Below are 14522 nucleotides of genomic sequence, written 5' to 3' on the forward strand. Positions count from 1 at the left end.
GGAGCGCGGGGCCCGGCCGGCCGGCGCGGACTAGGACTTGAAGCCCCACTCCTGGATGTTGTACGTCGGGCCGATCTGCGTGGCGTTGTCGCGCACGTTGCCCAGCGTGTTCTTGTAGGCGATCATCGTCGGCTTCTGGTACAGCGGCAGCGTGTAGGCGTCCTTGGTGACCTGGGCGTCGGCCTGGTTCAGGTCGCTCTCCCGGACCTTCTCGTCGGCGTTGGTGGCGGCGTCGGCCAGCCACTTGTCGACGTTGGCGTTGCTGTAGTAGCCGTAGTTGCTCTGCGGGCTGCCCTGCTTGGCGGTGGTGTAGATGGGCTGGTTCGACGAGTTCGGGAACGGCGTGGCCACCCAGGCGAAGACGATGACGTCCCACTGGTGCTGGGCGTCGGACTGGGTCAGGGTCTTGCCCAGGGCGTCGGTGGAGCTGACGTTGACGGTGATCCCCAGCTCCTTCATGGCCTGGGCGAACAGGTTGCTGGTGTCCTGGCGCAGCTGGTTGCCGACGGTGTAGCGCATGCTGAAGGCCGGCACCGGCTTGCCGGACGGGTCGACCAGCGCGGTGCCCACGCCGGTGTAGCCGGCCGTGGTCAGGATCTGCTTGGCCTTGGCCAGGTCCCCGGCCTCCGGGTAGGAGCTGGTGACGTTGTCCTGGTAGCCGGGCTGGCCGGGCATCAGCATCCGGTTGTTCAGCACCTTGGCCTGGTCGTCGAACTGCTTGATGGTCCGGTTGACCAGCCCCTGCCGGTCGAACGCGGTGAACATGGCCTGGCGCAGCGCGACCTTGGCCGGCGCGGTCTGGTCGGCGTCGGCCGGGCCGCCGAACGCGGTGTTGCGCATGTTCAGGTCGATGTGCTCGAACACCAGGCCCTGGTTGATGTGGTAGTCCACGCCGCTGATGTTCTTGACCCGGTTCACCAGGTCCAGCTGCGGCTGCGGATAGATGCCGTCCACCTCCCCGTTGGCCAGCGCGGTCGGCTCCTGCGCGGAGTCGGTGATGGCCCGGAAGTCGACCTCGTCCAGGTTCGCCGCCTTGCCGTAGTACTGCGCGTTGCGGACGGTCTTGACCAGGCTCTTGTCCGCCGACACCCCGCCCGGGGCGATCTGGAACGGGCCGCCGGAGACGGTCGGCGGGTTGGCGTCCAGCCAGGTGAAGGAGGCCGCGACGTCGCCGTGCTGCTTGGCGATGTGGCTGGGCAGCAGTGAGGAGAACAGCGACTTCCAGTCCGAGAACGGCGCGCCCTTCTTGAAGGTGACGGTCACCGTCTTGCCGTTGTCGCTGCCGACCACCGACTCCACCTGCGAGTACCCGGTGGTGCTGGCCGCGTCGACGTTCGGGTTGGTGCCGTTCTGCGCCTCCCACAGGTAGACGAAGTCGTCGGCGGAGATCGGGGTCCCGTCGGACCACTTGGCGTTCTGCTGGATCTTGTAGACGATCTTCTGCGGGGCGTCGGCGGTGGCGTCGGTGACCTGCGGGTCGCCGTCCATCAGATCGGTGTTCAGCTTCACCGAGTAGTCCGGCTGCCCGATGTAGACCGTGGGGTAGATGCCGTTGGTGACCTGCGCGTAGTCGAACGTGTTGCCGTTGGACGTCAGCGGGTTCCAGTCCTGGACCGTCTTCTCGATGGTCCAGGTGACCTTGCCGCCCTGCTTGACGCTGGCGGAGTTCACCGTGTTCTTGTCCCCGCCGCTGGTGGCGCCGGACCCGGAGCCGGATCCGCCGCCGTTGCTCTTGCTGCTGCCGCACGCACTCGCGGCCAGCGCCACCGCCGCCGCGATCGCACCGGTCCGCAGCGCGAGTGTCCTCCTGCTGACGCCCATCTTTCTCCTCCTGTCGGGACACACGATGGCGAACGCGCTGCTGGGAGCGCGTTCGCCACTCTATTCCCGACAATCACGACCTTCAGATTGAAAGTGGCGAAAGAGTGACAAGAGGGATTTCAGGCCCCTGGGAACGCCGAAGGCCGGCGCCGCACAGGTGTGCGGCGCCGGCCTTCTCCACGCCGGTCCGGCGCGGAATCAGTCCTCGCGGATCCAGGACATCATCGAGCGCAGCTGCTTGCCGGTCCCGGTGATCGGGTGCGCGGCCTCGGCCTCGACGTACTTCTTGTAGTTCGGCAGGCCGGCGTCGTACTCCGCGATCCAGCTGTTCGCGAAGGTGCCGTCCTGGATCTCGGCCAGCACCTGCTTCATGGTGGCCTTGGTCTGCTCGGTGATGACGCGCGGGCCGGTGACGTAGCCGCCCCACTCGGCGGTCTCCGAGACCGACCAGTTCATCTTCTCCAGGCCGCCCTCGTACATCAGGTCGACGATCAGCTTGAGCTCGTGCAGGCACTCGAAGTAGGCCACCTCGGGCTGGTAGCCGGCCTCGGTCAGGGTCTCGAAGCCGGCCTTGATCAGCGCCTCGGCGCCGCCGCACAGCACCGCCTGCTCGCCGAACAGGTCGGTCTCGGTCTCCTCGGTGAAGGTGGTCTTGATGACGCCGGCCCGGGTGCCGCCGATGCCCTTGGCGTAGGACAGGGCCAGGGCGGTGCCGTTGCCGGTGGCGTCCTGCTCGACCGCGATCAGGCACGGCACGCCGCGGCCCTCGGTGAACTGGCGGCGCACCAGGTGGCCGGGGCCCTTGGGGGCCACCATGCAGACGTCGACGCCGGGCGGGGGCTTGATGAAGCCGTAGCGGATGTTCAGGCCGTGGCCGAAGAACAGGGCGTCGCCCTCGGCCAGGTTCGGCTCGATGGCCTCGGCGTAGACCTGGCGCTGGACCGGGTCCGGCACCAGCACCATGATCACGTCGGCCTCTTCGCAGGCCTCGAACGGGGTGACGACGCGCAGCCCGGCCTCCTCGGCCGCCTGCCGGGACTTGGAGCCCTCCGGAAGTCCCACGCGCACGTCCACGCCGGAGTCCCGCAGGGACAGCGCGTGCGCGTGGCCCTGGGACCCGTAGCCCAGGACCGCGACACTGCGGCCCTGGATGATGCTCAGGTCCGCGTCGTCGTCGTAGTACATCTCAGCCATGGTGGTCGCTCACTTGCTTTCTGTGGGTGCGGTTGTGGGTGTCGCGCGCGGCGCTGTGGCCGTTGTGCGTGCTGTGGGACCCGCCCTCGTGGTGGGTCCGGACGTCCTCGGGGCTCGCCGCCCGCAGCGGCCGGTCGGCGATGGAGCGCGAGCCGCGGCCGATGGCCACCATGCCGGACTGGACCAGCTCCTTGATCCCGAACGGCTCCAGGACCCGCAGCAGCGCCTCGATCTTCTCGCGGTTGCCGGTGGCCTCCACGGTGACCGCGTCGGTGGCCACGTCGACCACCTTGGCGCGGAACAGCTGCACGGTGGCCAGCACCTCGGCCCGGGTCTCCTGGTCGCAGCGGACCTTGACCAGCAGCAGCTCGCGCTGCACGCTGGCGCCGGCGTCCAGCTCGACGATCTTGAGCACGTTCACCAGCTTGTTGAGCTGCTTGGTGACCTGCTCCAGCGGGTGCTCCTCGACGGTCACCACCAGGGTGATCCGGGAGACGTCCTCGTGCTCGGTCGGCCCGACGGCCAGCGACTCGATGTTGAAGTCGCGCCGGGCGAACAGCCCGGCCACCCGGGTCAGGACCCCGGGCTTGTTCTCCACCAGCACGGAGAGGGTGTGCCGTGACATGAGTCTTTACTCCTCGCCGTCGCCGCTGTGTTGGATGGACCTGGGGTCTGCCCGCCGGCTCATTCCTCGCCGTCCCCGAAGTCGGGGCGCACGTCCTGCGCCGCCAGGATCTCATCGTTGGACACCCCGGCGGGGACCATCGGCCACACCATCGCGTCCTGGTGCACCACGAAGTCCACCACCACCGGCGCGTCGTCGACCGCCATGGCCTGCTCGATGGTCTTGTCCAGATCGTCCGGCGACTCGCAGCGCAGCCCCACGCAGCCGTAGGCCTCGGCCAGCTTCACGAAGTCCGGGATCCGGCGGGAGTGCAGGTCGGTGTTGGAGTAGCGCTTGCCGTAGAACAGCGTCTGCCACTGCCGGACCATGCCCAGGGTGCCGTTGTTGATCACCGCCACCTTGATCGGGATGCCGTTGATGGCGCAGGTGGCCAGCTCCTGGTTGGTCATCTGGAAGCAGCCGTCGCCGTCGATCGCCCAGACCGTGCGGTCCGGCATGCCGACCTTGGCGCCCATCGCGGCCGGGACCGCGTAGCCCATGGTGCCGGCGCCGCCGGAGTTCAGCCAGGTGTAGGGGTTCTCGTAGGAGATGAACTGCGAGGCCCACATCTGGTGCTGCCCCACGCCGGCGGTGAAGATCGTGTCCGGCCCGGACAGCCGGCCGATCCGCTCGATCACCTGCTGCGGCGCCAGCGAGCCGTCGGCCGGCAGCTCGTAGCCCAGCGGGTAGGTGCGCCGCCAGGCGTTCAGCTGCTCCCACCAGCCGGCGTAGTCGCCGCGCCGGCCGGCCGCGTGCTCGGCCTGCACCGCCACCACCAGGTCGGCGATCACCTCCCGGCAGTCGCCCACGATCGGCACGTCGGCGGTCCGGTTCTTGGAGATCTCGGCCGGGTCGATGTCGGCGTGCACCACCTTGGCGTTCGGCGCGAAGCTGGACAGCTTGCCGGTCACCCGGTCGTCGAAGCGGGTGCCCAGGGCCACGATCAGGTCGGCCTTCTGCAGCGCGGTGACCGCCGCCACCGTGCCGTGCATCCCGGGCATCCCCAGGTGCAGCGGGTGGCTGTCCGGGAAGGCGCCGCGGGCCATCAGGGTGGTCACCACCGGGGCCTCGGTCAGCTCGGCCAGCACCCGGAACTCGGTGGTGGCCCGGGCCTTCAGCACGCCGCCGCCGATGTACAGCACCGGGCGCTTGGCCTCGGCGAGCATCCGCGCGGCCTCGCGCACCTGCTTGGCGTGCGGCTTGGAGACCGGCCGGTAGCCGGGCAGGTTCAGCTCCACCGGCCAGGAGAAGGAGGTGGCCGACTGCAGGGCGTCCTTGGTGATGTCGATCAGCACCGGGCCGGGGCGGCCGGTGGCGGCGATGTGGAAGGCCTCGGCGACGGTGCGGGCGATCTCGTCGGCCTTGGAGACCAGGAAGCTGTGCTTGGTGATCGGCAGCGTGATGCCGACGATGTCCGCCTCCTGGAAGGCGTCGGTGCCGATGTGCGTGCTGGCCACCTGGCCGGTGATCGCCACCAGCGGGACCGAGTCCATGTGCGCGTCGGCGATCGGCGTGACCAGGTTGGTGGCGCCGGGGCCGGAGGTGGCCATGCAGACGCCTACCCGGCCGGTGGCCTGCGCGTAGCCGGTGGCGGCGTGACCCGCGCCCTGCTCGTGCCGGACCAGGATGTGGCGCAGCCGGGTGGAGTCCAACAGCGGGTCGTAGGCCGGGAGGATGGCTCCGCCCGGGATTCCGAAGACGGTGTCGACCCCGCTCTCCTCGAGCGCGCGGATCAACGAGGCGGCGCCGGACATCGCCTGCTGATCACTGCGGTCTGTCATGGCTTTCTCTCTTCTTCCGGACTCGTACTTGGCCAACAAAAAACCCTCGGAGCCTGAAGGCTCAACGAGGGGAGGCGCGTGGCTGGTTTCGAGAATCAGCCTACGCGCCGGTCAAGTACGAGAATCGACTTTCGTGTCGTCATGGTGGTAACCCTCTCCCCGGCCCCGCACTTGTGTCAAGCATTGATCGCCGTGGTCTCGCCATGCGAAACCGCCCAGGCCTGCGCCAGCGGTTCGGCGACCACCCGGTTGCGCCCGCCGGTCTTGGCCCGGTACATCGCCGCGTCGGCCCGCCGCAGCAGGTTGGAGGCGGTGCCCCCGGGCTCGGAGAAGGCCACGCCGATCGAGGCGCCGAGCCGGTGGGTGAGCTCCTCGATGCGGTACTCCTCACACAGCCGGCCGCGGATCCGCTCGGCGACCACCAGCGCGCCGCCGACCGTGGTGCCGACCTCCAGCACGATCACGAACTCGTCCCCGCCGAACCGGGCCACGGTGTCCCCGACCCGCAGCGAGCCGGAGATCCGGCCGGCCGCCTCGACCAGCACCAGGTCCCCGGTCTCGTGGCCGACCGAGTCGTTGACGCCCTTGAAGCCGTCCAGGTCCAGGAAGATCACCGCCACCGGCTCCCACTCGGCCTGCCGCTGGGTCAGCGCGTGCTCCAGCCGGTCGGTGAGCAGCGCCCGGTTGGCCAGGCCGGTGAGCGGGTCGTGGTAGGCGTGGTGCTGCAGGGTCTCGGCGGCCCGGCGCAGGTCCTCGGTCAGCCGCTGGTTCTCGTACAGGGTCAGGCTCTGCCGGGCCACCAGGGCCACCAGCACCGCAGCGCCGGCGATCAGCACCACCGGGTCCATCCGCCGGTTGGTGTCCAGGCCGTCGGCCAGCACGCCGGCCAGGCAGAAGGCGGCGGCCAGGTACGGCAGTATGGCGCGCACCGTGCGCAGCGCGGAGCAGGCCGGCGGGGCCGGCTCGGCCGATCGGGCCAGGGTGCCGGGGATCACGGTGACCGCCGGGGCCGCCGCGCCCACGCAGCCGGCCCCGGACCCGCACTCGGGCCGCGCCGTCGAGCAGCCGGCGGCGCAGCGGGCCGGGGCCGGCACGGCGACGGCGGCGGCGGCCGGGCGCACCCGCTCGGGCCGGAAGCCGTCGCCGTACCAGGCCGCGGTCGCGATCACCAGGTACCCGGCGAACCAGCCGGTGTCCAGGATCCCGCCGGAGCGGTAGCCGTCCCGGACCGCCGGCATGGTGAAGATCGAGTCGCAGACCACGATCATCAGGTAGCCGACCCGGACCCCGGTGCCGATCCCGCCGCGCTCCCCCGGCGTGCGGGCCCGCAGCGCCAGCAGCAGGCTGACCAGCACCAGGTCGAAGGCCGGGTAGCCGAGCACCAGGAAGGTGCGCACCGGGGAGTCCACCCGCTCGATGGCCAGCGCCAGGGCCAGCACCCAGGCCACCACGAACAGCGAGCCGGCCACCAGCGTGGTGTCCAGCAGCAGCCGGACCCGGGTGGACAGCCGCACGTCCTCGCCGTGCGCGGTGACGAAGGCGGCCAGCGCCAGCGGCCCGAAGAACAGGAACGCCCAGTCCGCCGCCGAGGGGCTGGGCGGGGTGGCGTCCAGCACCAGTTCGTACCAGGCCCAGACCGCGTTGCCGACCGCCGCGGCCAGGCAGGACAGCCCGGCCAGCAGCCAGGAGTAGCAGCGGAAACAGGCCCTGCGGTAGAAGCGCACCATCAGGATGGTGCGCCCGATGCAGGCCGCCGCCGCCAGGCCGGCGGCGGCGGTCAGGCCGGCGTCCCCGAGCAGCGCCGGCGCCGGCCCGCCGAGCCCGGCGCCGGCCAGCGTGGCGTGCGCGGCGATCAGGACGGCGGCGGCGGCATAGCCCGGCGGCGCGCTGTGGAGGCGCACCCCGGGCAGCCCCCGAATCGGCCCTCGCCTGTCCCATCCCATGGCAGTGCGTCACCAACCCTCGCTGACGTCGACGGAAGGCTGACTCTAGGGCACTGACCCCTTACGCACCGTCATATTAGCGGGAGATAACCGGGACGAGAGCCGGAATCACCACCGATCGGGTCAATCTCCGCCCCGTTCGGCGGACTTCTCACCAGCCCCGTCAGAGAACTGGTTCCCCCTTCACGAGCAGTCCATAGGTGACCGCGTCGACCAGCGCCTGCCACGAGGCCGCCACGACGTTCTCCCCGACCCCGACCGTGGCCCACTCGGCGGCGCCGTCGCTGGTGGTGATCAGCACCCTGGTCCGGGAGGCGGTGCCGTGGTCGCCGGTCAGGATCCGCACCTTGTAGTCCACCAGCTCCAGGCCGGCCAGCGCCGGATAGGCCTGGGCCAGCGCCGCGCGCAGCGCGATGTCCAGCGCGTTCACCGGGCCGTTGCCCTCGCCGGCGGCCAGCACCGGCTCGCCCTTGACCCGCAGCTTGACCGTGGCCTGGTTCACCACGGCGCCGCCGGCCAGCTGGTCGGCCACGGTGCGCCAGGACAGCACGTCGAAGAACCGGGCCGGCTCGCCGAGCTCGGCCCGCAGCAGCAGCTCGAAGCTGGCGTCGGCGGCCTCGAAGGAGTAGCCGCAGGCCTCCAGCTCCTTGACCCGGTTGGTGACCCGGCTCAGCGTCCCGGGGTCGGCCGACAGGTCGAAGCCCAGCTCCTTGCCCTTGAGCTCGACCGAGGCCCGGCCGGCCATCTCCGAGACCAGCATCCGCATGTCGTTGCCGACCAGCTGCGGGTCGATGTGCTGGTACAGGTCCGGGTCGACGCGGACCGCCGAGGCGTGCAGCCCGGCCTTGTGCGCGAACGCCGACACGCCGACGTAGGGCTGCTGCGGGTTCGGCGCCAGGTTGGTGACCTCGGAGACGGCGTGCGCGATCCGGGTCATCTCGGCCAGCCCGGCCGGCGGGATCACCTCGCGGCCCAGCTTGAGCTGGAGGTTGGCGACCACGCTGAACAGGTTCGCGTTGCCCGAGCGCTCGCCGTAGCCGTTGGCCGTGCCCTGCACGTGGGTGGCGCCGGCGTCGACCGCGGCCAGCGCGTTGGCCACCGCGCAGGAGGCGTCGTCGTGGGTGTGGATGCCGATCCGGGCCGCGGTGGCCTCGCGCACCTCGTGCACGATGTCGGCGAGCTGGGGCGGCAGCATGCCGCCGTTGGTGTCGCACAGCACGACCACGTCGGCCCCGGCCTCGGCGGCGGTGCGCAGGCACTCCAGGGCGTAGGCGGCGTCGGCCCGGTAGCCGTCGAAGAAGTGCTCGGCGTCCAGGAACACCCGCTGCCCCTCGGCCCGCAGGTGGGAGACCGTGTCCTGGATCATCGCCAGGTTCTCCGCCAAGGTGGTCCGGAGCGCCAGTTCGACATGCCGGACATGGCTTTTGGCCACCAGCGTGACGACGGGCGCCCCGGACTCCCGCAGCGCGGCCACCAAAGGATCGTCGGCGGCCTTCGCGCCGGCCCGGCGGGTCGCCCCGAACGCCGCGAGCTGCGCGTGCTTCAGGTCGAGCTCGGTCCGAGCCCGCCGGAAGAACTCTGTGTCCTTCGGGACGGCCCCCGGCCATCCCCCCTCGATGAAGCCGACGCCGAGGGCGTCCAGGTGCCGCGCGATCGCGAGCTTGTCGGCGACGGCGAGGGACAGGCCCTCCTGCTGCGTGCCGTCGCGCAGGGTGGTGTCGTAGACGTGGAAATCGTCGGTCACGGACATGCGGCGGGGCTCCTCGGCTTCAAAGCGTTCGAAAAACAGAAAACCCCTCGTGGAGTCCACGAGAGGTCTGCGCGCTGGCGGTGGGCCGTCGTTCAGGACGGCTCCGGTGCCTGCGCGCACGCCGTAATAATCTGCGGCTGCTGCTGCATGGCCCCTACCCTGCCACAGCCGACCGGGCCGGGACAGTGTGTCTCGTCATCCGGGATCGGGTGTCGGAACGTCGAGCAGGGTGCGCAGCGGCGAGAAGACCACCCACAGCACCGCCGCGTAGCTGCCGAACACCGCGATCCACACCACGGCCCGCAGCCCGAACCAGGTGCCCAGCGCGCCGCCGAGCAGCGCGCCCAGCGGCATGGTGCCCCAGACGATGAACCGGACGCTGGCGTTCATCCGGCCGAGCAGCGCGTGCGGCGTGATGGCCTGCCGGTAGGAGACCTGCGCGACGTTGTAGACCACCGCCCCCATCCCGTAGAACGCCAGCCCGGCGGCGTAGAGCAGGACGCCCCAGCCCGGCGTGGCCAGCGGCGCCAGGAACGTCGGCAGCCCGATCACCAGCGGCGCGAGCCAGATGATCCGGGCGCTGCCGTACCGGGTGGCCAACGGCTTGGCGATCAGGCCGCCGGCGATGCCGCCCAGCGCGCCGAGGGTCAGCACCAGCCCGACGCCGCCGGGCCGCAGGCCCAGCACCCGGACCATGAAGGGCATCTCGACGGCCAGCATCATGGCGTTGAACAGGTTCGCGGTGCCGGTGCACGCCACGATCCGCCGCAGGATCGGGTGCTTGACGACGAAGTGCAGCCCTTCCTTGATGTCGTCCCGGATCCGGCGCTCCCGATGGCTCGGATGCGGCGGCGACTCGGGGGTCCGGATCAGGAACAGCGTCACCGCGGAGACGGCGTAGGTGCCAGCGTCGGCGATCAGCGAGCGCGCGGCCCCGAGCGCCCCGACCAGGAGGCCGCCGACCGCGGGCCCGGCGAACTGCGCGAACGCCGCGGTGGTGCCGAGCTTGCCGTTGCCGTCGACCAGGTCCTCCTTCGCCAGCAGGACCGGCAGATAGCTCTGATAGGCGACGTCGAAGAACACGGTCAGCACCCCGGTGAGCAGCGCCACCACCAGCAGGTGGAGATAGGTCAGGTGCAGGCCGGGCAGCGTGGCCAGGGGCACCGAGCCGAGCAGCAGCAGCCGGCCCAGATCGCACCACATCATCAGCCGGTGCTTGGCGGCCCGGTCCACCAGCGCGCCCGCGGGCAGCGCCACCAGCAGGAAGGGCAGGGTGCTCATCGCGGTGAGCAGGCCCACCTGGAAGGTGCTGGACTCCAGCAGCACCACGGCGGCCAGGGGCACGGCCAGCACGGTGATCGCGCTGCCGAGCTCGCTGACCGCCTGACCGCTCCACAGCAGCAGGAAGTCCCGGTGGTGCCACAGCGAACGCCGGGGCGTGCCGCCGACCGCGGTGTCTGTCACTCCCCGACCATGCCCGACGGCGGGCGGCGATTCAAAGGCGACACTCAAGCGGGCCCGCTCCACGGAGCGGGCCCGCAGTCGCCGCGGCGGCCGCCTCAGGCGATCTTGCGCAGCCAGTGGTGCAGGTCGGGCGCCTTGCCGGTCTGGATGCCGAGCAGCGCCTCGCGGATCCGCAGGGTCACCGGTCCGGCCTGGCCGTCGCCGATGGTGAACTCGCCGTCCTTGCCCTTGACCTTGCCCAGCGGGGTCACGACCGCGGCGGTGCCGCAGCCGAACACCTCGGTGATCTCACCGCTCGCCACGCCGTCGCGCCACTGGTCCACGGTGATCGTGCCCTCGGTGGCCGGGATGCCGAGGTCGGCGGCCACGGTGAGCAGCGAGTCGCGGGTGATGCCGGGCAGCAGGGAGCCGGTCAGCGCCGGTGTCATCAGCCGGGCGTCGGCGCCGCTGCCGTACACGAAGTACAGGTTGTTGCTGCCCATCTCCTCGACGTACTTGTGCTCGGCGCCGTCGAGCCACACCACCTGGTCGCAGCCCTGCTCCACGGCCTGGGCCTGGGCCAGGAAGCTGGCCGCGTAGTTGCCGCCGCACTTGGCCTCGCCGGTGCCGCCCTTGACCGCGCGCACGTAGTCCTCGGTCAGCCACACCGTCACCGGCCGGACGCCGCCGGCGAAGTAGGAGCCGGCGGGACCGGCGATCAGCATGAACAGGTATTCCTTGCTCGGCGAGTTCACGCCCAGGCCGACCTGCGTGGCGAACATGAACGGCCGCAGGTACAGGCTGTGGCCCTCGGCCTCGGGCACCCACTCCTGGTCGGTGCTCACCAGCGCGTCGATCGCGGCCAGGAACAGCTCCTCGGGCAGCTCCGCCATCGCCATCCGGCGGGCGCTGCGGTTGAACCGCGCGGCGTTGGCCTCCGGGCGGAAGGAGACGATCTGGCCGTCGGCGGTGCGGAAGGCCTTCAGCCCCTCGAAGATCTCCTGGCCGTAGTGGAAGACCGAGGCCGCCGGGTCCAGGCTCACCGGACCGTAGGGCTCCAGCACGGCGTCGTGCCACCCCTGGCCCTCGGTGTAGCGGATCGTCACCATGTGGTCGGTGAAGATCTGGCCGAAACCGCCGACCGCCTTCAGGGCCTCGCGCTCCTCGGCGGACTTGGGGGTACTGCTGGGCTTGAGTTCGATGGTCGATGACATCGCGCGTCCTCCTTGACGGCCTCGACGGCCTGCTCGGGCCCGGTGTGCGGCCGAGGTGCGCAGCTCGCAGCGCCCCTCCCGGGGACAATCCCATTATCTGAGACGTTACCTCAGGAGCGCGGCAAGGCATACCTCGTCGAGCGCGGCATAGTCCGCGCGGGCCGGCCGCCGGCCGGCCGGCGGCCCGGTGACCGGCCCGCCCGCGTTCTGTGCCGCACTTGCACGTCGGCTCGGCGACGTGACGTCGCCGAGCCGGACCGGAATTCTGATGGTGGAGCGTCGGTGGGTCAGGCGGCTGCCTTCGCCGCCAGCGCGTCGCCGATCTCGGAGGTCGTCCGCGGCGTCGGGTCGGCCACGCGCTCGGCCAGGTCGCTTTCGACCGCGGCCTCGATCGCGCGCGCGGCCTCGGACAGCGCGGGCAGCGCCTTCGTCCGTCCGAGGTGGTCCAGGAGCAGGGCCGCGGAGAGCACCGCCGCGGTCGGGTCCGCCTTGCCCTGGCCGGCGATGTCCGGGGCCGAGCCGTGCACGGGCTCGAACATCGACGGGAAGGTGCCGGTGACGTCCAGGTTCCCGGACGCCGCCAGGCCGATGCCGCCGGTGACCGCGGCGGCGAGGTCGGTGATGATGTCGCCGAACAGGTTGTCGGTGACGATGACGTCGAACCGCTCCGGCTGCGTGGCCAGGAAGATGGTGGCGGCGTCGACGTGCAGGTAGTCGGTGGCGACCTCGGGGAACTCCGCGGCCACCGCGGTGAAGACCCGGCTCCACAGCGAGCCGGCGAAGACCAGCACGTTGGTCTTGTGGACCAGCGTCAGCTTCTTGCGGGGCCGGGCCTGGGCCCGGGCGAAGGCGTCGCGCACCACGCGCTCGATGCCGTAGGCGGTGTTCAGGCTGACCTCGGTGGCCACCTCGTGCTCGGTGCCCTGCCGGATGCTGCCGCCGTTGCCGGTGTACGGGCCCTCGGTGCCCTCGCGGACCACGACGAAGTCGATCTCGCCGGGCGCCCGCAGCGGACCCTGGACCCCCGGGAACAGGCGGGACGGCCGCAGGTTCACGTGGTGGTCGAAGGCGAAGCGGAGCTTGAGCAGCAGCCCGCGCTCCAGCACCCCGGAGGGCACGCTCGGGTCGCCGATCGCGCCGAGCAGGATCGCGTCGTAGCCCTTGAGCTCGGCCAGCACCTCGTCCGGGAGGGTCTCCCCGGTGGCGTGGTAGCGGCGGGCCCCGAGGTCGTACTCGGTGCCCTCCACCTTGACGTCCTGGGGCAGCGCGGCCTGCAAGACCTTGAGGGCCTCGGCGGTGACCTCGACGCCGATGCCGTCGCCGGGGATCACGGCCAGCCGGATGGAGGAGGGTGCGGTCATGGTCCTACGGTAATCCGTGTCTCAGTGGGCAAGCGATGAGCGTTCAGCATGCGGACGGCGCCGGCTCAGCGGCTGCGGCGGTCCAGCGCTTCCTGCAGCGCCTCGCGCGCGGCCTTGGCGGCCTCGGAGGCCGGGCCGGCGGAAGCGGGACGGGGGCGGCGGGTACGGGTCATGGCAGGACTCCAGACAGGAAGAACAGAAGCGGATTGTCGTCTTGAGGGGAGGACGACTCCGAAGGGTGCCGGAGTACAGCGAGACTGCCGCGGTAAGGGTGGCCTGCGGCGCAAGCAAAACACTAGGACATCCAAGTAAATCTTGTCTGCGCCGCGACCCGATGTTCTTACGATGTGAGACCGTCTTCTTCGCCCCGCCATGCCCGCTTCGGCATCGGCGTGCCGTTTCACCGGGTCCGGCGGAGAATCTGGGGGTATGAGCCTGGCCCCGGCCCGCGAGCGTTACGGCGACCGCCTTTTCAAGCCCGAACGCGTCGCCACCGAGCTCCCCCGCCTGTCCGCGTTGGCGGCCATGCACGGCCCCGACACCGTCCGCTGCCTGACCGCGCTCGGGGTGTCCCCCGGATGGCGCTGCCTGGACGTCGGGACCGGCCCGGGCCACGTGGCGCGCTGGCTGGCCGCCCGGGTCGGGCCGGACGGCGCGGTGACGGCGCTGGACCGGGACACCCGGCTGCTCCGGACCTACGAGAACCCGTCGAACCTGGAGCCGCTGGCGGCCGACGTGCTGAGCGAGGAGGTACTGGAGGAGGTACTGAACGACGGCGCGGCCCCGGGCGGCGCGGGGCGCGGCGCGGACGGCCGGTTCGACCTGGTCCACTGCCGCATCCTGCTGATGCACCTCCCGCAGCGCGCGGAGCTGCTGGCCCGGCTGGCGTCCTGGGTCCGCCCCGGCGGCCGGCTGATCGTCGGCGACCACGTGGACTTCGCGACGCACTCGTCGCCGCACCCGGCCCTGCGCCAGACCTTCGCGGCGATGCGCCGGATGCTGAACACCACGCTGGGCACGGACTTCCACTTCGCCCGCGACTACGTCGGCCGCCTGCGCGACCTGGGCCTGACCGAGGTGGCGGTGGACGCCTCGACGCCGATGCTGCGGGCCGGGACGGCGGCGAACGACTTCTGGCTGCGGACGTGGGACCAGCTGTGGCCGCGGATGGAGCTGGACGAGGAGGTCTACCGGGAGGCGCGGCGGCTGTTGAAGGACCCCGAGGCGGTGGATCTGTCGCTGACACTGGTCACGGCCTGGGGTCGCAAGCCCGCGTGACCCTTGGAAAGCAGGAGCGGCCCCGCCTTGGCAGGCGGGGCCGCTTTTCGGCGGACCGGCGCTCGGTACTCAG

General features: G+C 71.2%; 9 protein-coding genes and 1 pseudogene. 1 reads left to right on the forward strand and 9 read right to left on the reverse strand.

Annotation, left to right across the window (positions count from 1 at the left end; genetic code table 11):
* Positions 1-30: 30 nt before the first annotated feature.
* The 9 genes and pseudogenes from ABD481_RS17610 to ABD481_RS17650 form a co-directional block, all read right to left on the reverse strand.
* Positions 31-1821 (reverse strand): ABC transporter family substrate-binding protein, encoded by a 1791-nt coding sequence (locus ABD481_RS17610; protein ID WP_344666756.1) that lies wholly within the window; start codon positions 1819-1821, stop codon positions 31-33.
* A 198-nt stretch (positions 1822-2019) separates the two neighbouring features.
* Positions 2020-3015: a ketol-acid reductoisomerase gene (gene ilvC / locus ABD481_RS17615; RefSeq protein WP_344666757.1), complete on the reverse strand. Its 996-nt coding sequence runs from the start codon at positions 3013-3015 to the stop codon at positions 2020-2022.
* A gap of 118 nt (positions 3016-3133) precedes the next feature.
* Positions 3134-3640: pseudogene (gene ilvN / locus ABD481_RS17620) on the reverse strand (acetolactate synthase small subunit); the annotation flags it as partial.
* A 59-nt stretch (positions 3641-3699) separates the two neighbouring features.
* Positions 3700-5496, reverse strand: a complete 1797-nt coding sequence (locus ABD481_RS17625; RefSeq protein ID WP_344666758.1) for an acetolactate synthase large subunit — start codon at positions 5494-5496, stop codon at positions 3700-3702.
* A 140-nt stretch (positions 5497-5636) separates the two neighbouring features.
* Positions 5637-7361: a diguanylate cyclase gene (locus ABD481_RS17630; protein WP_344666759.1), complete on the reverse strand. Its 1725-nt coding sequence runs from the start codon at positions 7359-7361 to the stop codon at positions 5637-5639.
* Between the two features lie 205 nt (positions 7362-7566).
* Positions 7567-9153 (reverse strand): citramalate synthase, encoded by a 1587-nt coding sequence (gene cimA, locus ABD481_RS17635; RefSeq protein ID WP_344666760.1) that lies wholly within the window; start codon positions 9151-9153, stop codon positions 7567-7569.
* 195 nt (positions 9154-9348) lie between these two features.
* Positions 9349-10617, reverse strand: coding sequence for an MFS transporter (locus tag ABD481_RS17640; RefSeq protein WP_344666761.1), 1269 nt, complete (start codon positions 10615-10617; stop codon positions 9349-9351).
* 95 nt (positions 10618-10712) lie between these two features.
* Complete coding sequence (locus ABD481_RS17645) at positions 10713-11810, reverse strand: branched-chain amino acid aminotransferase (protein WP_344666762.1); 1098 nt, start codon at positions 11808-11810, stop codon at positions 10713-10715.
* A 287-nt stretch (positions 11811-12097) separates the two neighbouring features.
* Complete coding sequence (locus ABD481_RS17650) at positions 12098-13171, reverse strand: 3-isopropylmalate dehydrogenase (protein ID WP_344666763.1); 1074 nt, start codon at positions 13169-13171, stop codon at positions 12098-12100.
* A gap of 429 nt (positions 13172-13600) precedes the next feature.
* Between ABD481_RS17650 and ABD481_RS17655 the strand changes: the two genes are divergently transcribed.
* Positions 13601-14449, forward strand: a complete 849-nt coding sequence (locus ABD481_RS17655; RefSeq protein WP_344666764.1) for a methyltransferase domain-containing protein — start codon at positions 13601-13603, stop codon at positions 14447-14449.
* Positions 14450-14522: the final 73 nt, after the last annotated feature.

Origin of the sequence: Catenulispora yoronensis (assembly GCF_039531695.1) — a bacterium.
GTDB lineage: Bacteria > Actinomycetota > Actinomycetes > Streptomycetales > Catenulisporaceae > Catenulispora > Catenulispora yoronensis.

Coding starts and splice junctions, on each gene's coding strand:
- ABD481_RS17610 (WP_344666756.1), bottom strand. CDS start 1,821: ATGGGCGTCAGCAGGAGGACACTCGCGCTGCGGACCGGTGCGATCGCG.
- ilvC (WP_344666757.1), bottom strand. CDS start 3,015: ATGGCTGAGATGTACTACGACGACGACGCGGACCTGAGCATCATCCAG.
- cimA (WP_344666760.1), bottom strand. CDS start 9,153: ATGTCCGTGACCGACGATTTCCACGTCTACGACACCACCCTGCGCGAC.
- ABD481_RS17645 (WP_344666762.1), bottom strand. CDS start 11,810: ATGTCATCGACCATCGAACTCAAGCCCAGCAGTACCCCCAAGTCCGCC.
- ABD481_RS17650 (WP_344666763.1), bottom strand. CDS start 13,171: ATGACCGCACCCTCCTCCATCCGGCTGGCCGTGATCCCCGGCGACGGC.
- ABD481_RS17655 (WP_344666764.1), top strand. CDS start 13,601: ATGAGCCTGGCCCCGGCCCGCGAGCGTTACGGCGACCGCCTTTTCAAG.